At 62.3% G+C, this 22,927-nt stretch carries 19 protein-coding genes, 1 tRNA gene and 1 pseudogene; 17 read left to right on the forward strand and 4 right to left on the reverse strand.

Translation table 11 applies throughout. The features are described from left to right. The first annotated feature begins 26 nt into the window (after positions 1 to 26). The 5 genes and pseudogenes from BM167_RS04770 to BM167_RS04785 all read left to right on the forward strand — a co-directional run bounded on the left by BM167_RS04770 (position 27) and on the right by BM167_RS04785 (position 3,188). Positions 27 to 422 carry a hypothetical protein gene (locus tag BM167_RS04770; protein ID WP_092889498.1) on the forward strand — a complete coding sequence of 132 codons (396 nt, stop codon included), beginning with the start codon at positions 27 to 29 and terminating at the stop codon, positions 420 to 422. Between the two features lie 60 nt (positions 423 to 482). Next, positions 483 to 614 (forward strand): annotated as a pseudogene (locus BM167_RS18755) (DnaJ domain-containing protein); the annotation flags it as partial. A gap of 534 nt (positions 615 to 1,148) precedes the next feature. After that, positions 1,149 to 1,580: a hypothetical protein gene (locus BM167_RS18760; RefSeq protein ID WP_245781330.1), complete on the forward strand. Its 432-nt coding sequence runs from the start codon at positions 1,149 to 1,151 to the stop codon at positions 1,578 to 1,580. Positions 1,581 to 1,631: 51 nt separating this feature from the next. Beyond that, entirely contained in the window at positions 1,632 to 2,309 is a 678-nt protein-coding gene (locus tag BM167_RS04780) for an MBL fold metallo-hydrolase (RefSeq protein WP_092889503.1), read from the forward strand. Positions 2,310 to 2,354: 45 nt separating this feature from the next. Further along, positions 2,355 to 3,188 carry a DUF4097 family beta strand repeat-containing protein gene (locus BM167_RS04785; RefSeq protein WP_092889506.1) on the forward strand — a complete coding sequence of 278 codons (834 nt, stop codon included), beginning with the start codon at positions 2,355 to 2,357 and terminating at the stop codon, positions 3,186 to 3,188. A gap of 340 nt (positions 3,189 to 3,528) precedes the next feature. Here the strand turns inward: BM167_RS04785 and BM167_RS04790 are convergent, their stop codons facing one another. Together BM167_RS04790 and BM167_RS04795 are read right to left on the reverse strand one after the other, a co-directional pair. After that, positions 3,529 to 4,155: a uracil-DNA glycosylase family protein gene (locus BM167_RS04790; protein ID WP_177213278.1), complete on the reverse strand. Its 627-nt coding sequence runs from the start codon at positions 4,153 to 4,155 to the stop codon at positions 3,529 to 3,531. A 96-nt stretch (positions 4,156 to 4,251) separates the two neighbouring features. Then, the gene (locus BM167_RS04795; protein ID WP_092889509.1) at positions 4,252 to 4,728 is read right to left on the reverse strand and encodes a DUF5793 family protein; all 477 of its coding nucleotides are present in this window, start codon (positions 4,726 to 4,728) and stop codon (positions 4,252 to 4,254) included. 108 nt (positions 4,729 to 4,836) lie between these two features. Here BM167_RS04795 and BM167_RS04800 point away from each other — a divergent pair, with 108 nt between their 5' ends. From BM167_RS04800 to BM167_RS04830, 7 genes are all read left to right on the forward strand, one after another. Next, positions 4,837 to 5,340 carry a DUF7549 family protein gene (locus BM167_RS04800; protein WP_092889512.1) on the forward strand — a complete coding sequence of 168 codons (504 nt, stop codon included), beginning with the start codon at positions 4,837 to 4,839 and terminating at the stop codon, positions 5,338 to 5,340. 62 nt (positions 5,341 to 5,402) lie between these two features. Next, the gene (locus BM167_RS04805) at positions 5,403 to 7,163 is read left to right on the forward strand and encodes a type II/IV secretion system ATPase subunit (RefSeq protein WP_092889515.1); all 1,761 of its coding nucleotides are present in this window, start codon (positions 5,403 to 5,405) and stop codon (positions 7,161 to 7,163) included. Position 7,164: 1 nt separating this feature from the next. Beyond that, positions 7,165 to 9,330, forward strand: coding sequence for a type II secretion system F family protein (locus BM167_RS04810; RefSeq protein ID WP_092889518.1), 2,166 nt, complete (start codon positions 7,165 to 7,167; stop codon positions 9,328 to 9,330). 45 nt (positions 9,331 to 9,375) lie between these two features. Then, positions 9,376 to 10,056: a class I SAM-dependent methyltransferase gene (locus BM167_RS04815; RefSeq protein WP_092889521.1), complete on the forward strand. Its 681-nt coding sequence runs from the start codon at positions 9,376 to 9,378 to the stop codon at positions 10,054 to 10,056. A gap of 111 nt (positions 10,057 to 10,167) precedes the next feature. After that, positions 10,168 to 11,280, forward strand: coding sequence for an NAD(P)/FAD-dependent oxidoreductase (locus BM167_RS04820; protein WP_092889524.1), 1,113 nt, complete (start codon positions 10,168 to 10,170; stop codon positions 11,278 to 11,280). A gap of 65 nt (positions 11,281 to 11,345) precedes the next feature. Further along, entirely contained in the window at positions 11,346 to 12,875 is a 1,530-nt protein-coding gene (locus tag BM167_RS04825; RefSeq protein WP_177213279.1) for an HTTM domain-containing protein, read from the forward strand. A gap of 147 nt (positions 12,876 to 13,022) precedes the next feature. Further along, a tRNA-Gly gene (locus tag BM167_RS04830) sits at positions 13,023 to 13,093 on the forward strand. A gap of 601 nt (positions 13,094 to 13,694) precedes the next feature. Here the strand turns inward: BM167_RS04830 and BM167_RS04835 are convergent. Both BM167_RS04835 and BM167_RS04840 read right to left on the reverse strand, forming a co-directional pair. Next, positions 13,695 to 13,967, reverse strand: a complete 273-nt coding sequence (locus tag BM167_RS04835; RefSeq protein ID WP_092889527.1) for a hypothetical protein — start codon at positions 13,965 to 13,967, stop codon at positions 13,695 to 13,697. Positions 13,968 to 14,329: 362 nt separating this feature from the next. Beyond that, entirely contained in the window at positions 14,330 to 14,590 is a 261-nt protein-coding gene (locus BM167_RS04840) for a hypothetical protein (RefSeq protein ID WP_143095463.1), read from the reverse strand. 123 nt (positions 14,591 to 14,713) lie between these two features. On the opposite strand from BM167_RS04840, the gene BM167_RS04845 reads away from it, so the two are divergent. From BM167_RS04845 to BM167_RS04860, 5 genes are all read left to right on the forward strand, one after another. Continuing rightward, entirely contained in the window at positions 14,714 to 14,965 is a 252-nt protein-coding gene (locus BM167_RS04845) for a hypothetical protein (protein WP_092889533.1), read from the forward strand. Positions 14,966 to 15,363: 398 nt separating this feature from the next. Next, positions 15,364 to 15,621 carry a hypothetical protein gene (locus tag BM167_RS18070; RefSeq protein WP_143095464.1) on the forward strand — a complete coding sequence of 86 codons (258 nt, stop codon included), beginning with the start codon at positions 15,364 to 15,366 and terminating at the stop codon, positions 15,619 to 15,621. A 170-nt stretch (positions 15,622 to 15,791) separates the two neighbouring features. Next, positions 15,792 to 16,793, forward strand: coding sequence for a DNA cytosine methyltransferase (locus BM167_RS04850; RefSeq protein WP_092889536.1), 1,002 nt, complete (start codon positions 15,792 to 15,794; stop codon positions 16,791 to 16,793). Positions 16,794 to 16,866: 73 nt separating this feature from the next. Next, on the forward strand, positions 16,867 to 19,092 hold the full coding sequence (locus BM167_RS04855) for a DISARM anti-phage system protein DrmE domain-containing protein (RefSeq protein ID WP_143095465.1): 2,226 nt from the start codon (positions 16,867 to 16,869) through the stop codon (positions 19,090 to 19,092). A gap of 101 nt (positions 19,093 to 19,193) precedes the next feature. Next, positions 19,194 to 22,901, forward strand: a complete 3,708-nt coding sequence (locus BM167_RS04860; protein ID WP_092891103.1) for a DEAD/DEAH box helicase family protein — start codon at positions 19,194 to 19,196, stop codon at positions 22,899 to 22,901. Positions 22,902 to 22,927 lie beyond the last annotated feature (26 nt).

Consider the following 22,927-nt stretch of genomic DNA (forward strand, 5'->3'; position numbering starts at 1 on the left):
CACGTCTCCGGACCGAACAGTATCGCATGCCTGAGTACCAACCCGGGGAGTGCAACATCGGCGAGGCGGAACAGCGACGCCGGTACGCGTTGGGACTCCTCGCATCGGTGGCGACGCTCGTCTTGATAACGTGGGTGCTCACGAACGACGGTCCGATGGGGCTCCTCGCTCTCGCGTCGATTCCGCTTTTCGGGGCGGCGGAGGGGTTCTTTCAGGGCCGCTACGAGTTCTGCACGGGATTTGCGTCGCTCGGCGTCTACGACGTGAGCGACGAGGGCCACGACCGACGAGAGGTGCGGGCGGAGGCGGACCGCAAGGCGGACAAGCGGCGGGCGTGGCGGATACACGCCTACTCCGCGTCCGTCGCCGTCGTCGGGACGGTACTGCTGTACGTCGTCGCCGGTCTCGTATATATCGACTGAGTGACTAGTAAGACGCCGATACATTCAAAGCGGGTGATTTCGTACCCGGTAGCGACGGGAATGGACGATTTCTACGACCTCTTGGAGGTTCCCGAGACTGCCTCCCGCGACGACGTAAAGGCGGCGTGGCGGGAGAAAGCCGGCCAGTACCATCCGGACGTGAACGACGACGAACGCGCGAACGCGCAGTTCAAGACGCTCAGGAAGGCGTACGAAGTGCTCTCGGACGAGACGGAGCGGTCGGCGTACGACCGGATGGGGCACGCGGAGTACGTCTCGAAGCGACTCGACGGGCTTCCGACGGCGGGCATGACCCGTCCGTCCTCGGCGTCCGACGGGAACCGCTGGCAGACGGCGTCGTCTTCGGCCGCTTCGGCGACCGGAGGGGGTCGCTCGGCGTCGGCGAGTCGCGGGTCCTCGGGGAGAACCACCTCCGCTTCGTCGTCGAACCGGTCGTCAACGTCCTCGCGAACGTCGAACCGCTCGTCCACGCGGTCTTCGTCCGCGACGCGTTCTTCCACCTCTACTCGGTCGTCGACGTCGTCGTCTTCGACGGAGAATCGGTCCCGGCGGTCGTCGCGTGACCGCACGTCGGGTTCTCGGGCGGGGTCGAACGGACGGACGGACGACGCCGGAGGGACCGCGGCGTCGGAATCGGCCTCTACGACCCCCGATTCGGCGACCGACGAGTCGTCGAGAAGTCCGCTCTGGTACGGGTGGACGGCGGTGTTTCTCGCAGGCGTCGGCTACGTCGCCGGACTCGCCGCCTACCTGCAGTCGAACCTCGCCGCGCTTTCGTCTCTGGCGGCGGCGGTGGCGACGGACCCGGTGACCGCTCTCTCGGCGAGTCACGGACTGACTCCGGCGGGAACGTTCGTCCTCGGTGCGGTCTCCGGACCGCCGTCCGCCGCCCTCGCGTTCCCGGCGGGCGCGACGCTTCTCGCAGTCGTCTTCACCGGGACGGTGGCGAAGTTCGGTCACGGGGCGGCGTACCTCTATCTCCTCGGCGCGTTCGCGCCCCTCGCGGCGTTCTCGTTCGGTACGGCGGTGGCCGTCGAACCGGCAGGCGCGACGCTCGCACTCCTCGTCGTCCTCCCTCTCGCGGCGACGCTTCTGTTCCTCGGAGACGTGGGCCGGTTCCTCCTCTCGAACCGCTGACCCGGCGAAACGGCGACGGAACTTTTGTCAATCCCCTGTGAATACCGCTGTATGAGCCTCGAACCCGGTGCTGTCAGACGCTTCGACCTGAGCGGAGTCAACGCGTATCTCGTGGACGACGACGAGACGCTGACGCTCGTGGACGCCGGGACGCCCCGAGACGGCGACCGGATACGCGGACTGTTGAATCGGGCGGGACTCGGGGTCGGCGACATCGAACGGGTGTTGGTGACGCACTACGACGTGGACCACGTCGGAACGCTCGGGTCTCTCGGACTCGGCTCCGACGTCCCGATTTACGTCGCCGAACCGGACGCCGCCTACCTGCAGGGGGAGGTGGTTCCGCTGTTGACGAACCTCAAAGGCGTCATCCAGCGAGTGACCGCTCCGTTCGTCGAGGTGCCGGACAACGAGGTGAGACTCGTCGCGGACGGCGACTCGGTCGGCGGGTTCGACGTCTACCGCACGCCGGGACACACGCCCGGACACGTCTGTTACCACCACGACGGCCACGAGGCGGCGTTTCTCGGTGACTTGGTCCGCGAGTCCGGCGGCGGACTCGGACAACTCCCGCGGTTCATGAGTTACGACAGAGACCAAAACGCAGAGAGCATCCGCGAGTTCGCGGCGCGCGTCCCGCCGTTCGAGGCGGCGTGCGTGGGACACGGCCGCCCGCTTCCCCGCGACGGGTACGGCGCGCTTCGCCACCTCGCGGACAGACTCTCCTGAGGGGCTACCGGAGCTTTTTCTACCCGACTGACGTATTCCGACGCGATGCGACACGCGCCCTCCACGGCGTTCACGCGCCGCCGACTGCTTGCGACTGCGGGTACCGGAGCGGTTCTCTCGCTCGCGGGGTGTTCCGCGCCGGACCTCGAGACGAGGCGGACGGAGTCGTTCGACGTCTCGCCCGACGGGAGCGACTCTCTTGCCGTCCGGAACCGAAACGGCGAGGTGGCGGTCACGTCCGGAGACGGAGACGTCGTCTCCGTCGAGGTGACGAAGCGGGGGTTCGGCGTCGACGAGAGCGCCCTCGACCGGGTGACGGTCGAACAGTCCGTCACCGACGGCGTCCTCCGCCTCGACGCCGTCTACCCGCCGGACGTCTCTCGAATCACCACCGAACTCGCCGTCGAGATGCCGCGGTCGACGTCGCTCGCGAGCGTGGAGACGAACAACGGACGTATCGAGGTGCGCGACGTCGGCGGGGACGCGGTACTCCGGAGCGGAAACGGCGAAATCGACGCCCGCGGCGTCGACGGCTACCTCACGCTCCAAGCCGGAAACGGTTCCGTCGAAGCCCGCGACGTGGCCGGTATCGACGGCGCGACGGTCGGAAACGGCTCCGTCGACGTCGACGTTCCGGCTATCCGCGGCGACACCGAGATACGCGCGTCCAACGGCGGCGTCGAGGCGAGAATCGGACCGGACGTGGGCGCGCAGTTCGAGGCGCGGGCGTCCAACGGCGGAGTGGACGTCAGCGGTATCGACGTGATGGACCCGACGGTGTCGCGGACGCGAGTCACCGGAACGGTGGGCGGCGGCGGGCCGTCGCTGACGCTGTTGGCCGAAAACGGCCTCGTCGAGGTTCGGGCGCTCGAACCGTAGCGCTCGTCGGATACCGTCTCCGCGAGAAGGAAGCGGGGTCCGCACGGAAGCGGGGACCCCGGACTGACCAAGCCACTGCGAAGAGCACCAGTCTCGCAGTTCCTTACCTGACGCGCCCGGAGTACACCACGCGCGTCAGTACTGCCTTTGACGCATGTCGTGAAAAATCCTTTGTTACTGCCAATAACATCCAACACCTCCCTGAGAGGTGGACACATGGTTGGTAATTGTGGCGAGTATCGGCATAGAACCGTAAACCCGTTTAATCTTAATGGTCTTTCCTGTGCTATCCATCGAGGAAAATCGGTCGAAATCGCCGTTTCGAGAAGCGTGCGACTGGTTACCGCACGAGATACGGTTCGTTGTCGGCGTCGAACCGGCCCAAATCCGCTTCGCGCCGGAAGTCGGTCGACCGGAGTTCGCGGAGGGCGTCCACGAGTCTGTCGTGGTGGCTGTCGCCCCACTCTGCGGGGTCTCTGATGGGGTAGACGAGAAAGCCGCTTCCGCGGATTTCGGTCCCGTGTAGCGTTTCCATCTCCACGTCGGTCTTTCGCGCCTGCGCCGTGTAGTTCTCCAAGACGTGTTCGGTCGCGCGCGCCCCGACGGGGAGCAGAACGTGCGCCGCTATCGCGCGGAGTTCGGCGTCGAAGAATCGCTCCATGTCGTCGTACTCGGCTTGGGTCGGCGTCCCGTCGGGCACGCACATGTGCAGATACGAGAAGAACGTCTTTTCGACCTCCGGCTTGTCTCCGGTCGTCGCAAGCAGTCCGGCGTCCGCGAGTGCTGCCTGCAGGCGTTCTCCGGATTCGTTGGTGAACGGGACGCCCGTCACCTCCCCGCCGTGCAGACCGGGGTGGTCGCCGACGACGTGGAAGTCGGCGTTTGCGTCTCCGTACCCCGGCACGAACCGGTCGCACGCCGGCCGCATACCGAAGGGATTGCTGGTGCGGTCGGTTACGTTTTCCACGAGACGGACGTAGAGACGGCGGCGTAATAGGTCGTGTGATTCCGGCGTCGCGAGAAGAGGCCCCGCGGTCCGCCGACGCCCCCCGAGACGTCGCCCTCAGAGTTCGACGCCGGAGGGGATGAGACTCTGGCCGCGGAGGAGGTTCCCGTCCGCGTCGTAGACGAGAAACGTCTGTTTCTCGTACGACACCGTATGCTCTCCGTCCGCGCTGATTTCGACCCGATAGCGCCCTTCGTCTGGGTCGGCGGCGTACTGGCCGTACTCTCGCGCCGCGCGGATGAATCGGAGGACGTCGTCGGCCTCCTCGTTCAGTTCGAGCACGAAGTCACCGGTGATGCGGTTCGTGACGCTCACGACGCCCGCCGCATCGGGGTCGTCGATGCTGTCTTGAAGGCGGTAGGCGACGTCGGTCTCCTCGGCCTCCAACAACGACCCCTCGGTCCCGGTGAGGCGTTCTCGAAGCGACTCGTCCGGACCGCGGAAGTCGATCTGTACGAGGGGCTTTTCGGGGTCCCCGTCCGTCTCGACCCAGTCGATGTTTTCGACGTCCAACTGGAAGTAATCACGCCTCATTCCGTTACTAGAACGTGGGTGCCCACCGGGTATGAACGTAACGCCTATCGACCGGACGGCGGCGGCGACAGTCGGTAGGTTTTACCCACTCGGGGGTTCGCCTCGGGTATGGTCTGGGTACGCTCCGAACACGCCGGGGCACTCGCTGTGGTCTCCGCGTGGTTGACTGCGCTCATCCCGTGGAACGTGACGTATTCGTCCGCCGTCTCCGGCGGGTCGGTTCTCTTCGTCCGATTCCCGTTCTTTCAGATTCGCTACGCGTTCGGCGTCCCGTTCGCCGACGCGGTACAGGTCGCAGACCCCCTCTCGGCCGTCGCCTTCCAGTCGGGACAGACGATACAGGTCGCCTATCAGACGTGGGCGGTCGGTGCCGCCGTCCTGGCGGCGGCCGTCGCGTTCTCCGTGCTCTACTACGCCCGCGAGGACGCAGTCGAGGCGGGACCGATAGACCCCGTTCGTCTGATGGGCGGCCTTCTCGCTCTCGCGGGCGTCGTCCTCTCCGTCGCCACTGCTCTGTTGGTGACGCGGGGGTTTCCGGGCGTCCCGATACCGCTCGGAGTCGTCTTCTGTTTCGTCTTTGCGGGTATCCTCCTGTCGGTGGACCGAACGTGAACGCTCGCACGAATTTAAGTAACTCCGACCGAAAGCACCGGTGACCTTCGGAAGGGGGACGCATGTCTGAATCAGATAACGACCGGGGAGAGGGGGACGAGACGGCGAGTGCGTGGGGGTTCGAGGCGGCCTTCGCCGACGTCAAACGACAGTTCGCGCGGGTCGCGGAGGTTCTCCGCGGGTCGGACGTAGACGTTCGGCCGTATCGGCCCGGCGACGGCCCGTTCGGGACGTTCGAACCGCCCGACTCGGAGTCGGTCGTGGACCGCTACTGGGTGAACCCGCCGTACGCCCACGTCGCGGTGACGTACGACGACGAGGCGAGCGAACACCGATACCACGCGGTCGAACCCGACATAGACGACTTCGAGCGCGACCTGTTAGAGCGGGTTCGAGAGGACATCCGCGACCCGCTTTTGTACCGGACGAGCGCCGAACCGAACGAGGAGGCGACGCTCCGGACCGAACTCGAACTGCTGCTCGAACAGTACGGCGTCGACGTCGAGATGCGGTCGTTTCACACGCTTCTGTACTACCTGCTCCGGGATTTCCGCGGGTACGGCCGTATCGACCCGTTGATGAACGACCCGCACATAGAGGACATCTCCTGTGACGGGTACGACCTGCCCATCTTCGCGTACCACGACGACTACACCGACATCGAGACGAACGTCTCGTTCGGCGGGCCGGAACTGGACAACTTCGTCATCCGCCTCGCTCAACGGTCCGGACGACACGTCAGCGTCGGCGACCCGGTTCTCGGGACGACGCTTCCCGACGGGTCCCGCGCGGAGTTGGCTCTCGGCGAGGAGGTGACGCCGCGCGGGTCGGCGTTCACTATCCGGATGTACGCCGACGAACCGTTCACGCCGGTCGATTTGATACAGTACGGCACGTTCTCCGTCGAGCAGATGGCGTATCTGTGGCTCTGCATCGAGAACAACAAGAGCCTCATCTTCGCGGGCGGGACGGCGTCGGGCAAGACCACGTCGATGAACGCCGTCTCGATGTTCATCCCGCCGCGTTCGAAGGTGCTCACCATCGAAGACACGCGCGAACTGTCGCTGCACCACGACAACTGGCTCTCCTCTGTGACGCGGGACCGACTCGACGACGGGACGGACATCGACATGTACGACCTGCTTCGCTCCGCACTCCGGCACCGCCCCGAGTTCATCGTCGTCGGCGAGGTGCGCGGCGACGAGGCTGTCACGCTGTTTCAGGCGATGAACACCGGACACACGACGTTCTCGACGATGCACGCGGACAGCATCGAGACGGTCATCAACAGACTGGAGAACGAACCCATCAACGTCCCGCGGGCGATGGTCCAGTCGCTCGACCTGCTCTGCGTGCAGACGCTCACCCGTCTCGACGGCGAACGCGTTCGCCGGTCGAAGGCCATCGGCGAAATCGGCGGCATCGACCAGCGAACCGGCGAACTCGACTACTCGCGGGCGTTCCGGTGGCGGGCGGACGACGACGCGTTCTCGCAGTCGGACTCGTCGCTCGTCGAGGAGATACAGCGCGAACGCGGGTGGAGTCGAACGGAACTCCGCCGCGAGATTCGCCGACGCGAGCGGTTCCTTCGGCTCCTGTCCGAGATGAACGTCGACGACTACAGACACTTCACGGCGCTCGTAAACGAGTACTACGTGGACCCCGAACGAGCGATGCGACGGGTGAGAGAACGGGCCGACGAGGAGGCGGTGGCCGCGGCGGACGACGCGAAATCCGACGCCGACGACGGAACCGAATCGGCGGACGACGAGCGCGACGGGACGAACGGCGGCCACGAGACGGAGGCGGACGCGGCCGACTGACATGCTCGCCGGATATCTCCCGCTCTTGGCCGCGGCACTCCTCTGTGTCCCGTTCGTCCTCGCCCCGTTCAGCACGCGCGCGCACCTCCTCGTCTCTCGAGCGTCGCTTCCGCTGTTCGGGCGGTACGTGGCGAACGAGAACCCCCGACGGCGGAACCAGAAAGCCCGTCTGCGCGCGGCGTTCTCGGGGCGGACCCACCGCGTCTACGCCTCCCAGACGCTCCTGATGGCGGGAGTGTTCGGCGTCGCGGGGAGCCTCTTCGGCGTCTACCTCGTGGCGGGCGTGCTCCGACTGTTGGCCGTCTCCGAGGCGTCGTTGCGAGCGAGTCTCCCGGAGGCGGTGGCGTTTCTCGCCACCGTCGCTCGAGTGCCGAATCTGGGCGTCGCCGAACTGTTCGCGTTGCTTTTGGTGTCGAGTGCGACGGTCGGAGCGACGCTCTCTGCGGGGACGTACTGGGCGCGGTGGCAGTATCTCGACTCGAGGGCGCGCGCCCGCGGCGTGAAGGTGGACGCGACGCTGCCGCGAACGGTCGCGTTCGTCTACGCGCTCTCTCGGTCCGGGATGCCGTTCCCGAAGGTGCTGGAGACGCTCACCGAGAACAGGGACGTCTACGGGGAGGCCGCGCGCGAACTGGGTGTCGCCGTCCGCGACATGGACGCTTTCGGAACCGACGTGATGAGCGCGCTCCAACGCACCGCAAAGCGAACGCCGAGCGACAACGCAGAGGAGTTCTCGGAGAACCTCGCGAGCGTCCTCGGGAGCGGCCGGAACCTCTCTCCGTTCCTCCGCGACCAGTACGAGCGGTTCCAAGACGAGGCCGAAGCCCAACAAAAGCAGTATCTCGAACTGCTCTCCGCGTTCGCGGAGATATACGTCACCGTCCTCGTCGCCGGGCCGTTGTTCTTCATCACGGTTCTCGTCGTCATCGGACTCGTCATCGAAGACACGCTGCCTATCCTCAGAGCCGTCGGCTATCTCGGCGTCCCGCTTTCGACGCTCGCGTTCGCGGTGTACATAGACAGCGTGACCGAGTCGATTCAGTCGCCGAGTCGGGGGTCCGCTTCCACCGACCCCGTCGAGACGGGCGCGGAGGCGACGCCGCGTTCTTCGGGCCCCCCGAACGCGCACGCCAGCGTCTCGGACGGGGGCGTAGACGTCTCCCTCTCGCCGAACCGAGAGCGACTCGCCGTCTACGACCGGCTGGAACACGTTCGCGCCGTCGCGTCGAGTCCGACGCGGACGTTCCTCGACCACCCCCCGTACACGCTCTTTCTCACGCTTCCCGCCGCGTTGGTCTGGTTGGTGCTCTCCGCCGGGCGGATGCCGGACCTGTCGGCCGCACTCGCCCGCACGGCGGCGGGACCGGTCGTCGGGACTCCCTCCGAGGCGATCACGGCCGTCGTCGCGGCCGTCGACGGGCCGTTGGTCGAAGCCAGCATCCTCGTACTCGGCGGCGTCGCGGTCGCCCACGAGATAGAGAAGCGCCGCCTGCGGCGAATCGAAGACGAGATGCCGGATTTCCTCGACCGGATGGCGAGCGTCAACGAGGCGGGCGCGACGGTGGTCGCGAGCATCGAGCGACTGTCGAAGGCCGACCTCGGTCCCCTCTCTGCGGAACTCGAACGCACGTGGCGCGACATCCGCTGGGGGGCCGACGTTCGGACGGCGCTTCGACGCATGGAAGAGCGCGTTCGGACGCCGCTCGTCTCGCGGGCCGTGACGCTCATCACGAACGCGATGGCTGCCAGCGGCGACATCGCGCCCGTTCTCCGCATCGCGGCCGACGAGGCGCAGGGAAGCCAGAGACTCCGCGCGGAGCGACGACAGGAGATGCTCACCTACCTCGTCGTCATCTACATCTCGTTTTTCGTCTTCCTCGGCATCGTCGCGGCGCTGACCGTCGCGTTCATCCCGGCGGTCGAAGCGGCGGGTAACTCCCCCGGCATCGGAAGCGGACAGGTCAGCGGCGTCTCGACCGGTCTCTTCTCGGGGCTCCGAACCGTCGACACGGAGGCGTACGAGATGCTATTTTTCCACGTGGCGGCCATACAGGGCGTCTGTTCCGGACTCGTCGCGGGACAACTCGGCGAAGGGAGCCTCTACGACGGCGTCAAGCACGCGACTCTCCTGCTCGCCGTCGCGTACCTCCTCTTTGTCTTCCTGTGACGGACGGGTCGTCGCGCCTTTGTACGCCGCCCGTCACCGAGCAGTATGGACGGCGAGGACGCAGAGAACGGGCCGGGAGACGGAGCGCTCGGAGACGTCGAGGCCCCGCGCGAGACGTACGACCGAATCGCAGAGCACTTCGCGTCGACGCGGGAGTATCCGTGGCCGGAGGTGTCGTCGTTTCTCGACGACCACGCCGCGGGTCGGGCGCGCGGCCTCGACCTCGGGTGCGGCAACGGTCGCCACGCGGAGGCGATGGCCGAGAGCGTCGCGTCGGTCGTCGGGTACGACGCGAGTCGCGGACTGCTCGAACAGGCGGACGAACGGGCGACCGACCGCGGGTTCGAGGCCGAACTCGTCCAAGGTGACGCCGCCGCCCTCCCGTTTCGCGACGACGCGTTCGACGTCGGCGTCTACGTCGCGACGCTTCACCACCTCAGAACGCGCGAGGACCGAGTTCGGAGTCTCTCGGAGTTGGCGCGCGTCCTCCGCCCGGACGGCCGAGCGCTCGTCAGCGTCTGGTCCACCGAACACGACACGTTCGACGCTACGGAGGGGTTCGACACCACGGTGGACTGGACGCTCCCGGGCGGCGAACGCGTCCCGCGATTCTACCACATCTACTCGATGGCGGAGTTCGAAGCGGAGTTGGACGCGAGCGACCTCGAACCGCGCGACGTCTTCGTCTCCAGCGGAAACTGCTACGCGGTCGTCTCCGCCGTCTGAGGCGGCGACTCTCCGCCCGAGCGCTCCGTGCCATGCTACCGAGGGGCGGGTGGTCGTCTCCATCGCACTCCTGCTTTGCGTTTAAGACCGGAGAGAAGTAAGTCACAGAGTATGAGCGATACGGACGAACGCGAGTACGAAGTCATCGTCGTCGGCGGCGGCCCCGCGGGGCTTCAAACCGCACTGTACACGACGCGACTGGGGCACGATACCGTCGTCATCGACCGCGGCGGCGGCCGCGCGGCGATGATGCTGGATACCCACAACGTCGTCGGCGTCACGGAGGACGTCTCCGGAAACGAGTTTCTCGAAACCGGGCGCGAGCAGATTCGGTCCTACGGCGGGGAGTACGTCCGCGGCGCGGTGACCGACGTGGACCGACGGGCGGACGGCCGGTTCGACGTCGCCGCGAACGACGAGACGTTCGTCGCCGACCGCGTGGTTCTCGCCGTCGGGTTCACCGACGTGCGCCCGGACCCGCCGCTTCCGCGCACGGGGAAGGGTCTGCACTACTGCTTGCACTGCGACGCCTACATGTTCATCGACCGACCGGTGTACGTGATGGGCCACGGCGATAGCGCCGCGTTCGTCGCCATGATCATGCTCAACTTCACCGACGAGGTGGACATCCTCCTCCGCGGGGAGGACCCCCAGTGGAGCGACGAGACCGACGAACGCCTCCGTGCGCACCCCATCGACGTCGTCGAGTCGGAGATTTCGGGGATGCGCAAGTCCGACGACGGGTGGTTGGAGGCGTTCGAGTTCGAAGACGCCGTGGGACCACGTCCCACGAGCAGTCGGACGGAGTCCGGCGACGGGTCCGTTCGACAATACCGCGGCGGGTTCCCGATGTACGGCTCCGAGTACAACTCCGGACTCGCGGAGAAAGTCGGCGCGGACCTGAACGACGACGGAACCGTCGCGGTGGACGACCACGGCCGAACCAGCGTCGACGGCGTCTTCGCCGTCGGCGACTTCACCCCCGGCCACAATCAGGTTCCGGTCGCGATGGGCGAGGGGGCGAAAGCCGGCCTCGCCGTCCACATGGAACTCCGAGAGTTCCCCCGGTCGCTCGACGACATCGAAGAGAACGGCCCCGTCTCCCCGGACGAGATTCCCGGCCTCGGCGGCCGTATTCGAGAGGCCGCCGCCGAGTTCGAGGAGGCCCGCGCGCCGCCGATACCCGAGACGGCGGCGGAACCGACGGCCGGCGACGACGACTGAGGGCGTCTCTCGGTCCGCCGTCGATAGAATAATTCATTATCGCTAACTGTCGTGGTCCCCATCTGATGGTCCACACGGATCTCCCTCCATCCGTATCCAGCGCCCGCGGTCGTCTCTCCGCCGCGGTCGCCTCCCGATTCGGCATCGACGCGCGGGCGTTGGCCGCGTTGCGCATCTCGCTCGGACTCCTGTTGTTCGCGGACCTACTACTTCGCGCGCGCCATCTCGACGCGTTCTACACCGACTTCGGCGTCCTGCCCCGTTCGGTGCTCTACGAACAGTATCCGACGGTCTCGCAGTTCTCGTTTCACACGCTGTCGGGCGACGCTTGGGTCCAAGCTCTGTTTTTCGGTCTCGCCGGCGCGTTCGCGGTGTCGCTTCTCTTCGGCTACCGCACCCGGACGGCGTCGCTTCTGTCGTTGGTGTTTTTCGTCTCTCTGTCCGCCCGCAACCCCGGCGTGTTGAACGGCGGCGACTCGCTTCTCTGTCGCCTCCTCTTTTGGGGTCTGTTTTTGCCGTTGGGCGAACGCTGGTCTCTCGACGCGCGTCGGCGCACGGGCGAACCCAGAGACCGAATCGCGTCCCTCGCGTCCGCCGCGCTGTTGCTCCAAATCGTCCTCGTCTACTCCGTCAACGCCGTCTTCAAACTCAGAGGCGACCTCTGGGTCGGCGGCGAGGCGGTCCGGTACGTCCTGAGCCTCCAGCAGTTCACCGTGCGGTTCGGTGACTCACTCGCGCAGTTTCCGGTGGTCCTCCGCGTCGCCGACGCCGTCTGGTTGGGACTCGTCGTCGCCGCTCCGTGTTTGATTCTCCTGCGAGGACGGACGCGGGCCGCGTTCGTCTCGCTTTTCGTCGGCACGCACGCGGGAATGTTTCTGACGATGCGTCTCGGACTGTTTCCGCTCGTCTCCATCACCGCGCTCTCGGTGTTCCTTCCGTCGTCGTCGTGGGACCGGCTCACCGCCCGACTGTCGAACCCGGCCGAACGGGCGGCGCGCCGGGTCGGTCCGAGCGACCGGTTCGGCCGAATCCGTCCGTCGGTGTCGCCGCTCTCGCTCACCCCTCGGGTGGTCGCCTCGCTCGCGGCGTCGATTCGACGAACCGCGGCGCGCATCGCTCCCGCCGTCGTCGCCGCCTCGCTTGCGGCGATTCTCGTCTGGAACGCCGCGGCCGTCGGGGTGGTCGCGGTGCCCGGTGAGAACCCGCGAGTCGACCCCACGGAACACACCTGGGATATGTTCGCGCCGTATCCGCTGACGACCGACGGCTGGTACGCCGCCCCGGGGACGCTCGAATCCGGCGACCGGGTGGACGCCTTCTATCTCTCCTCGCCCGTCGGCGACGACCGACCCGACACGTCCGAGATGTATCCGAGCGCCCGGTGGCGGAAGTATCTGGTCGGCGTGCGGTACTCCGAGAGCGAACGGCTCGAACGCGGCGTCGCGGGCTATCTCTGTCGGCGGTGGAACGCCACCCACGAGGACGACCTGACGAACGTCACCGTCTACTACGTCGAGCAACCGACCCGACTCGACGGCCCGGAACCGACGAGGCGCGTCGAACTGACTCACCGGAACTGTTCGACCGGCGCGTGAGTCACCCGCACCCTTCGTGTGTCGTGTCAACTCGTGCCGGTCGACGAGCGCGAAGAGTAACACCCTTATTGTGGCGTCGAAAACAAGGGAGTAAGCGCCGGTGTGGAGGCGGACGCGGTCCGTCGATGCTCGGTGCGAACGAACTGAGCGCCGGTGGTCTAGTGGTAGGACCTGAGCCTTCCAAGCTCATGGCCCGGGTTCAAATCCCGGCCGGCGCATTCCTTTCTATGATGAATCGGAGTCACAGCTTTTCGCCAGACAGCGGCGGTGTCATCGGTCTAAAGACCAAAACGGCGCTGTGATTTCATCATGAATCGGAATGGGGGTTCCTTCCGTCGTGCGATTGGCGTAGAGTATTATTTTCAGGAGAGGATGATAAGTGCTCATCTCGGGTCGAGTATCGACCATACTATCCGTGCCAAACGGACTTCCCAAGGTCTACTCGGTGAACTCGGAACATACGGACAGGGTACGTCTCTATGGCGGTCATGTGCTACTGCTGAGTGACCACCGATAGTTGAGTCGAGAAACTATCTTTCCGTCTCGATTTCCCATGACCCGTCCGAATAGGCACGGAGGTATTCGATGCTGTCTCCCTCGTCGTATCCGCTGTAATCTATTGCCGATAAGTCATCTATCGCGGCGTTCCAGCCGGACGCCGATGCGAAGCGAGAGCTCGCCTCCACAAACAAGGAGAGGTCGTCAATCGGATCGTTAGGACACTCAGCGGAGACGGAGGTGAGTTCTGGTTATATTGTGTTGACAATCGGCAATCGTTTCGCTGTCACTTCGAGCTCAACTTCGACTTTTTACTCATCTTCAGAACTCAAGCATGGTCTCGCGGTCGTAGTCTGGGCGGTGGCGAAGCTCCCGACTAATCAACTCAAGCTTCTCTTCCTGTCGGTGGACTTCCTCAAGGCAGATTGTGATACCGTAGTGGTCGCCGTTCTTGCGTTCAGCTTCCAGAGTCTCTGTTACCTCTGTCAAGTGTCGGTAAGCCGAATTAGCTTCGTCGGCCAGTTTCTCTGTTGGCAGTGATTGGTACTGTTCTTGGAGAGCAGACACCTCTGCTGGAGGCAGTACGCTCTTCATCTTTTGTCACCTTCCAATATCCCAGTGTACTGGGGCGTCCCGAACGCTTCCTGAACCAACCACCCAGTTCTCTCGCAAGTTCCGCACCGGTACTGTTCATGGACAACCGTGAGTTCACTACCTTGCGTGAAGCCGTGCTGGACGGTGAGGAATCCGTCTTCTCTACAGATTTTGCATTTCATTTCTATCTATGGCGACGTTATATCGCCAAGGCCGCCAGAGGGAATCGAACCCCGTTGACAGTCACCAGACTGACGGCAGATTTTCCTTGTTTCGACGCGGATTACAGCATCGGCTGGTCAAACGTGGGTTCGGGACTCTGACCGAACAAGTACCGACTGTCCAACGAATGGGACGTTCGCTTAGTCCGAGTGGAACTGCTGATTGAGTTCAATAACTCGTTCTGATGGTTGATACGGTTCAGCTGTGTCGCGCCGAAGCTGAATTGACTTCACAACCTCAGTTAAATCGTCTTGGCACTGTGCGGTGGCGATCGATTCATCGGGGTAGACCGTACTGATGTCTGCGTGGAACAACGTCTGTGCCACGTCAAGAGCATCTATACTCATCGAGAGCACCTTCTCGATGTTGTCCAACAGTGCTTCATACTCTGCCTCACTCATAGGCTCGATTTTGTTATGCTTCATGTTTGCCTATATGGTGAGAAGAAGTATTAGTACATAAAGACTCGGATTATGCCCCACATATGGCAAGATAATTATCGTCGGAACTCTCTTACGAGTAATATGACACTCCGCGACCGGGTTTGGGATGCCGTGCTGTGCGAACTTGCAACCGAGGACGCACAGTTCAAAATAAGCGAACTCGACTTTGATGACTCCCAGAGGCACACCGTGAGGCGGGTCCTTCGAGAAATGGAGAATCTTTCATGGCTGGAGCGGACCAGCGATGTTGGCCGTATCTGGTACGCTGGAGAGAAAGCCAGACGGTATGTAAAGTTGTCCGAGGAGGCAGAGCTATTAGAAAACGAGAGTTGAGATAGTACATTTCCAGCGTTCACCTCGGCGATCTCCTTAGTGAAACGACGAAATCCGCGACTTAAACGTATGTATCTTGGCTGATGAGAGTTGCATCCCTCTGCGACTTTATGTGCTGGCCCACATTTTTACGTCTGCTAGAGATGGTGTGAACTATCTCTCCCACCGAAGCATCCTCTTGGAAGCTCGAACGACCTTGCAAACATCTGCACACGAATTCATCTGTACCGTTATCCAACAACTGACTAATGACCCAAGTGTTCAAGATGTTTCTCTGACTCGTAGACAATATGCCCGAATACAGTGAATCAGACCTACCATCGGAAACGATCTCTGTCGATGGACGAACGTGGCGGCGAGAAAGGTTTGAACGTGATGGATACCGCTGGGTTCGGGAGATGGAAGAAAATGAATACGATTGGGACCCAGAAGCAGATGGTGTTTCTCTCGTTGCAACTGACGTCCCAATTCGTGCCGTAAGCCTGCAGTTCGTTGATAATGAATGGTACGTGGAGGGAGCAGAAACTGCTGGGCCAGATTACCATCGACCCGGATTCACCGAGGTCATTAGTAGTGAATTCACAGCCTCGTTTCCTGAAGGATCAGAGACAGAAGCATTTGCAAAAGTCGAAGAGATCATATCTGAGATTAGCTGATTTAGAAGCTCTGTACCGTATCATAGACAAGTCAAGGGAACCTATGCTAGAAACTTGAACGTATAAATGATGGATGTTTGTCTAGTCTAAAAACGAACGACGGAATTTTTATAATGTCCTTCCTTGGAATACGTATCAACTGACGTAGAGCATAGTGAGGAATACATAAAATGTCAAGATTTGAATTTGTAGATTTGTTTTCCGGTATCGGAGGGACTCGTGCCGCTTATGAACGAGAGGGTGGTGAGTGTGTGTTCTCCTGTGAAATCGATGGAGACGCCCAAGAGGTCTACGAGAAGAACTGGGACGAACCCGTTACTGAACAGGACATCCGTCACGTTGAAGCAGAGGCGGTTCCTCCGCACGACCTCCTGCTAGCGTGCTGGCCCTGTCCGTCGTTCAGTCAGATGGGCAAGCTCGATGGACTCGAAGACGAACGGGGGATGTTGTTCTACCACATCGTTCAGATTCTGAAGGAGAAACAACCCAAGGCATTCATGCTGGAGAATGTCAAGAACCTCCGCTTTGTCAAGGACGGCTCTGCCTACGAGACTGTCGTGAATGCACTCCGTGAGTGCGGCTATACAGTTCACAGTGAGGTACTGAACGCACTTGACTTCGGCCTCCCCCAGCATCGCGAGCGTCTTATTATCGTGGGCTTCCGCGACGACATCGCCCCCAAAGAGTTTGATTTCCCAACCGAGAACGAGAACGCACTCAGAACCGAGGATAAACAGCGTGCGGCCCTTGCAGATATTCTCGAAGATAACCCTGATGAGAAGTACTTCGCCAGCGATAAGGTGCAGACAGACCGCCTTGATGCAGTTGATGACCCATCCACCGTGCCAGAACCTTCCGTCTGGCATGAAAACCGGAGTGGGTTGGTAACAACGCGTCCGTACTCGGGAACACTCCGCGCGTCATCCTCGTGGCACTACTTGCTCATCAACGGAAAGCGCAACCCAACGGTTCGTGAGCTTCTCCGATTGCAGGGATTCCCCGAATGGTTCGAGATTTCTGATTCGAATCGCTCCCGGGCTCGTCGGCTCACTGGGAATACAGTTCCCATTCCGATGGTCCACACAGTCGCGAAAGCGTTGCTGGAGGAACTGAACATCGACGACACCTCTGCATCAGAACGGAGTATCGAGACGGCCATGTCTAACAAGTAGGATATGGTGAAATACCCTCACCATAACATCTTAATACGGATCATCAACTACATGAATAGGGGCTCTATACCAGATGAATGCAATTACAAAACGCGCCGATGCCTGTCGTCAGCGCGTCTTTATGGGTGGCTTCCACGATGGTACCATCCAAACCGACGGGACGCCGTTTCACCTCGGAACATCCGAGTGCGCTCTCGTCGAAGAAGCTCTCAGGAAGATTGAGCAGGGACAATCCTACCTTATCCATAACCCATTCCCGACGAAATCCCTACCAGTCGCCTTCATCGCATCGTATGCCTACTCGCAGAACCCATCTATCCCGACAGGCGATGGTCTACCGATGCTCGTGTTTCCAGCATCCTCGCAGGGGTATCTAGGTGAGATAGACCAGTTTCACTTCTCAACGACGCAGAAAGCCAAGCATAACAAGACGCCGCTCATCCCGCGTCATCCCATCGACGCTCTCTCCGAGCAGGGCGACCGGTGGGGTGTCTATACGGCGAAATCGGGATTCACCTTCGACCACGAACATCACGATGCGCCCGTCGGAGCGGTGTTCGTTGACCTTCGGAAGCCCGAGTGGAGCGAACGGAATTTCGACCGTATCGAGGAGTTCTGTGAGGAACACCCCGACGTACCCGCCATCTTTTACACCGACGAGATGGGGCCCGCCGCCGAACTCACCGAGGGCCGCATCGAATCCCGCACGCTCCACATCACGAACAGCGTACTTGGGCGAGCCCCGCCTGTGGAGGTCGAAACGGGCGAAAGCGACCTGACGACTCAAGAGCGAATCATCACGTCCGGGGACATCGAGATACTCCAGTTCCCCGTCACCGACGAGGGCGTCGGCTCGCTCCTCCCCGAACTCATCGACCTGAAGAACCGGTGCCAGAACCGCGACCTCGCATACGTCGAGGTTGCCCGCGTGTTCAACCGGCTCACGAAACAACCGTTTAAACCCATCTACTGGTCGCGTACCGTCGGGGCGAACGCCTTCTACGACGATGTGCCCGGCTACATCGAACGCATCGAGACGCGCGCTGACAACATCGGCTCGGGGAGTGACCTGCTGTACACGTACGCCCGGAAGGCCAACGAGGTACAGGGGCATCTCAACGACTGCCACGTTCTACAGAACACCGTCCTCGACGCGATTCAGCGCGCAGGCGATGACGACGCCCAATCACGGTTCGTCGTCAAGAACTCCGCCGAGCTTGATGCCCTACGCCTCGCCGCAACTGACACCGGTTACGCCATTCCCGAGAACGTTGAAATCGTTGAGCGTGCGGACGTGACGCCGATGCCGGACGTGCGATACGTGTTCCTCTACCCGCCGTACGCCGACGACTACGTGTACGGGTTCCCACCCTCGAAGCAGGTAGCGTTCATCCACAACGCTCTCTGGTCAAACTACGTCCGCAAATCGGCGGCGAGCGCTACCGAGGACATCTCGGTCAGCCACAACTCGACGAGTATCGGCCGATCTGGAACCGTTGGGGACGTAGAAGACCACGTGTTCGACATCGACACGCTGGAAAGCGACATCGAGGGGTATCTCCGAACTGCCGACTTCGGTGGCTCACCCTCGTCGTCCGCATCCGACGGTTCCGCGAGCGTCAAGGCCGACGACGGGTCGTCTACGCAATCGTTCCTGTTTCAGTTCGGCAACGGAGAGAGTCGCCGCTTCTCACCGGACGGTATCGTGACCATCTACGAGGCCGAGAAGGCGCGCATCTCTCGCAAGAAGGCGAAGAACGTCTCCGAGGGCGAGGATGTCCTCCTGCTCAATAGCGTGACAGGCGACCTCTACGACGTGTTGCTCGAATCCGCACACAAGCGGGAGGCCGTCCGAGAACACGAGCAAACCGTCGAGAACTGGCGTGGAGTCCTCGAACGTGGGCGAGCACGCGAGGAGATGGAGTACTCAGATGTGGTGGACGCCCTCCAAGAGCACGATTCAGAAATTGAAAGCTGGCACACTGTAAGAGCGTGGGAGAAAGGTCGCTACATAGGCCCACTTGACGAAGGCGACTGTCGCCGCATCCTTCACATCTTCCGGCCCGAATTGGAAGGTATTCTGCTCGAACAGATTCACGAGCAAGTCTGGAAGGCGATGAAACACCTCCGGCTTCTCCATCGCCGGATGGGCCGCAACGTTCGTCGGGCGGTTGAAGCGGAATTCAACCCCTCTACAAGTGCGGGGTTCGGCGGAGATATCAACGAAAGTATGGTGAGAAATATCTCACGTGACATCGAACGAGAGACTGTCACACGAATTGCACGTACCGATGAATAGAGTGAATAACCGCTTGTACATCAACGAGTTATAACCAAGAGAGCATACACGTGGACAAAAACACACATACGGACGGAGGGCGCGTCACGAGCCCAGAGACCATGCCGGTCTCTGCGGGCGACGACGACCGCGCTGATCCGACGCCTCACGACGCTATCGGTGCATCGCTTCTCGACGAATCCATCACTCGGGCACGCGGCTGGCACCAACCGTACTGCGTCTCCGAAGAACCGAAACGGAAGTACTATGTTTCGAACCTCGCGCCAACCCACGGAGCCGACCTTGACGAGGGCGAAGACGAGGAGTTCGTTTCTCAAATCAAACCTAGTGCCATCACGTTGGATTTCCGCCCGTCCGACCGCGAGGCGACGCTCAAACCCATCGAGCTCTCCTTCGAGGTCTACTACCCCAGCCATCCGACCTACAACGAGTACTGTGAGCTTCTCGAACGTTCCCAGCGGGCCGCCGCGCTCAATCACGAGGCGGCGACTGGCGAGGACGCCAAGACGGTGGACATCGACGACCTCGACGAGACGACGTTCTACCGGCTCGACGAGGACTTCTACCGGCGCGTGGACGTGCGCATCGAGGACGAACTCGACCTCTCTGATCCTCGTGGCGAGAGCGAACGGCTGACCCAGCGGCTTCGCGACGCGACCGAGGATGCTCTCGAAGACGCGACCGACGTGGACGCCGGCGGTGTCAAAGCCACCCGGGACACGGCCTCGCCCGCCGACTGGGAGGACAACGACATCAACCTCCACGACCTCTCGAAGGACGAGTTCGAGACGGTCGTCGCCACGTTCGACGACCTCCCCACTGACGAGAACGAGTGGGCGGCCTCGTTCGCGGCAGAGGTGCGCGACACCGAGGTCTCGCTCCGTCTGATGAACGAACCCGTCGCCTCGGACGAGGACGGCGAGGGGGCCGACGAATCGCACATCTTCAACCCGAAAATCGCCGTCGAAGGCGCACTTGACCGCTACGAGTTCGACCTCGGGCCCGACGACTACCGATTCGACCAGTTCATCTGGGCGAAGGGACACAATTGCTCGACGACTATCGAGGAACTCGACGGCGAGGGGTCGAGCCGCCGCGTCGCCACCACTGCGACGCCGAGTTCGCCTGTCTACGAGTTTGAGTTCAACAACGACTACGACACCCGCTTCGAAGCACTCGCTGGCGATGCACCCGGGAAGTCAACCATCGAGGTGCTGGACGACATCTCCGAAGGGATGGACGAATTCCTCGGGGAATGGCGCGGCTCGCGCAAGTCGGAGTTCAAACGTGAATATGGCGAGGAATCCGAGGAGTTCAAGGAGTTCATGGACGCCGCCGACAACTTCGAGGAGGAGGCCAACCGCTTCGACGCGGGCATCGAGGTGCTCCGCAACGAAGACGACATTCTGCAGGCGTTCCAGATGATGAACCGCGTTAACAACGTCGTCCACAACATCAAAGCCGACGCCTTCGACGCGTGGCGGCTCTTTCAGTTGGTGTTCGTCGTTTCGAACATCCCAAGCATCGTCACACGCGACCCTGACCCGCGCTTCGACATTTACGAGAGCCAGTACGACGACATGGCAGAGGTGCTGTGGTTCCCGACCGGTGGGGGCAAGACCGAAGCGTACCTCGGACTCGTGCTATTCAACCTATTCTTTGACCGGATGCGCGGCAAGAGCCGAGGTGTCACGGCGTGGATTCGGTTCCCACTCCGCCTGCTCTCGCGCCAGCAGAAACAACGGTTCATGGAGGCGATGCTCGAAGCTGACGAACTCCGTCGCGCCCCCGAAGACGAGGGCGGCCTCGGCGGACGGGGCCGCGAGTTCTCGCTGGGCTACTTCGTCGGGTCGCAGGACTCCCCGAACGACATCGGGAAGAACAACCGCCTGCACGAGGACTTCCGTGCAAGCCACGAGACGCTCGAAGATAAGTGCAAGCACCTCGACACCTGTCCGCTGTGCGGGAGCGACGTGCGCGTTGAGTACGAAGAGGACGAGAACACCGTCTACCACCACTGCACTGGGAGCGACCTCAACGACGGCGACGAATGCATCGACCGTCTCCCCATCTACGTGACCGACCACGACATCTACCGGTATCAGCCGTCGGTCCTACTAGGGAGCCTCGACAAAATCGCCGTGATGGGGATGCAACCGCTGTTCGCGAACCTGCTGGGGAACTTCACCACGGAGTGCCCCGAACACGGCATCGGTTACTCGGGGCGCTGTCCCGAGAAGCACATCTGCGACTACGAGGACGACTCCGAGGAGTTCATCAACATGGAGCCGGGGACGCGCGACCCCGACCGCCGGGAGGACGCCGAGTTCTTCGACCCGGTACCGACGCTCCACCTCGTGGACGAGGTTCACCTGCTCAACGAGGAACTCGGTGCGTTCGCAAGCCACTACGAGACGATGTTCCTCACGCTGTGTGAGCGGCTCTACGGCGTCACGCCGAAGGTGCTGACCTCGACGGCAACCATCGCGGAGTACAAACGGCAGATTCGCAACCTCTTCCAGATGGAGGCGACGCGCTTTCCCGAGGAGGGGCCCGAACTCGGGGAAACGTTCTACGGCGAACTCTCCGAGATGGAAGTCGAACGCGAGTACCACGGGCTAACGCCCAACAACCGCACGCACCTGTACGCGGTGCTTGACCTCGTGAAGCAGTACCACGAGGTCATACGTGAATACTACGAGGACGACCCCGCAGAGGTCGCCGCGAACGCAGGGCTCGACCCTGACGACATCGACGACATCGATGAGACGGTCGCGGACGTACTCGACGCCTACGAGACCTCGCTAGTGTATTTCACTAACAAGCGCGAGAAGGACACCTACCGGAAGAACATCCGCAAGCAAATCAACGACGAGATGCGCGACGAGGGGTACGCGCCGCCGCTGGAAGCTCAACAGTTGACGGCGGACACGCGCAACGACGAAATCCTCCCACGCCTTGAACGTGAGGGCGAGTACGAGGATGCCTCATTCGAGGAGCGCATCGACACGGTGCCTGCTACGTCGTTCGTCGGTCACGGCATCGACGTGGATCGGTTCAACTTCATGCTGTTCTTCGGGTACCCCAGCCAGACGTTCCAGTATATCCAAGCGTCCTCCCGCGTCGGACGGCAGGAGGGCGTCCCCGGCCACGTACTGGACGTGTTCCGCCCGTTCGACAAGCGAGACCGCCACCGCTACAAGTACTTTGAGAAGCTGCACGAGTACCTCTCACGGACGGTGGAGCCGGTGCCTATCGACCGCTGGGCGAAGTTTGCCGTCGAGAAGACCTTCCCCGGCATCCTGATGGCCATCCTCATCCAGTACTACCGTCCGCTGATGTTCCGCAAGACCGACGAAGACGGCGACCCGATGACCATCAAGGCGCGCGGGAAGACCAAGCGGGTGAACGTCCAGAACGCCGACCACCTCTACGAGATAATAAACAACGACGCGCGCTTCCCCGAACTTACGAAGGACGAAATCGCGGAGTTCCTCGCGGACGCGTATGTCCTGCGCGATAAGCCGACGTACATCTCGTACATGCCGACCGACGCCGACGGCAACCCCGGCTTCTACACGAACGAGTACTTCCGCGAGAAAGTGCTCGACGGGCGCGGCGACGAGCTCAGCCGCCTTGACGAAATCTGGCGGCACTGGATGGATAAGCTCGACACCGGGATGTCAACGCCGGAGTTCCCTGGTGATGACGGGCCGATGATTAGCCTGCGCGACATCGGCAAGAGCGCCAAGATAACGAACCATCAGGCCCACGAGGACTTCATCGACGCGCTCACGAAGTCGTCGTAACGCCACGCGAACACATCTTTCAGACA

The sequence above is a fragment of the Halopelagius inordinatus genome (genome assembly GCF_900113245.1).
GTDB lineage: Archaea > Halobacteriota > Halobacteria > Halobacteriales > Haloferacaceae > Halopelagius > Halopelagius inordinatus.

Bases quoted from the DNA above. Each gene is read 5' to 3' on its own strand.
- BM167_RS04795 (WP_092889509.1), bottom strand. From the start codon at position 4,728: ATGAGGCGTGATTACTTCCAGTTGGACGTCGAAAACATCGACTGGGTC.
- BM167_RS04780 (WP_092889503.1), top strand. From the start codon at position 1,632: ATGAGCCTCGAACCCGGTGCTGTCAGACGCTTCGACCTGAGCGGAGTC.
- BM167_RS04805 (WP_092889515.1), top strand. From the start codon at position 5,403: ATGTCTGAATCAGATAACGACCGGGGAGAGGGGGACGAGACGGCGAGT.
- BM167_RS04840 (WP_143095463.1), bottom strand. From the start codon at position 14,590: ATGAGTGAGGCAGAGTATGAAGCACTGTTGGACAACATCGAGAAGGTG.
- BM167_RS04785 (WP_092889506.1), top strand. From the start codon at position 2,355: ATGCGACACGCGCCCTCCACGGCGTTCACGCGCCGCCGACTGCTTGCG.
- BM167_RS04835 (WP_092889527.1), bottom strand. From the start codon at position 13,967: ATGAAGAGCGTACTGCCTCCAGCAGAGGTGTCTGCTCTCCAAGAACAG.
- BM167_RS04850 (WP_092889536.1), top strand. From the start codon at position 15,792: ATGTCAAGATTTGAATTTGTAGATTTGTTTTCCGGTATCGGAGGGACT.
- BM167_RS04825 (WP_177213279.1), top strand. From the start codon at position 11,346: ATGGTCCACACGGATCTCCCTCCATCCGTATCCAGCGCCCGCGGTCGT.
- BM167_RS04815 (WP_092889521.1), top strand. From the start codon at position 9,376: ATGGACGGCGAGGACGCAGAGAACGGGCCGGGAGACGGAGCGCTCGGA.
- BM167_RS18070 (WP_143095464.1), top strand. From the start codon at position 15,364: ATGGAAGAAAATGAATACGATTGGGACCCAGAAGCAGATGGTGTTTCT.
- BM167_RS04860 (WP_092891103.1), top strand. From the start codon at position 19,194: ATGCCGGTCTCTGCGGGCGACGACGACCGCGCTGATCCGACGCCTCAC.
- BM167_RS04810 (WP_092889518.1), top strand. From the start codon at position 7,165: ATGCTCGCCGGATATCTCCCGCTCTTGGCCGCGGCACTCCTCTGTGTC.
- BM167_RS04770 (WP_092889498.1), top strand. From the start codon at position 27: ATGCCTGAGTACCAACCCGGGGAGTGCAACATCGGCGAGGCGGAACAG.
- BM167_RS04800 (WP_092889512.1), top strand. From the start codon at position 4,837: ATGGTCTGGGTACGCTCCGAACACGCCGGGGCACTCGCTGTGGTCTCC.
- BM167_RS04820 (WP_092889524.1), top strand. From the start codon at position 10,168: ATGAGCGATACGGACGAACGCGAGTACGAAGTCATCGTCGTCGGCGGC.
- BM167_RS04855 (WP_143095465.1), top strand. From the start codon at position 16,867: ATGAATGCAATTACAAAACGCGCCGATGCCTGTCGTCAGCGCGTCTTT.
- BM167_RS04845 (WP_092889533.1), top strand. From the start codon at position 14,714: ATGACACTCCGCGACCGGGTTTGGGATGCCGTGCTGTGCGAACTTGCA.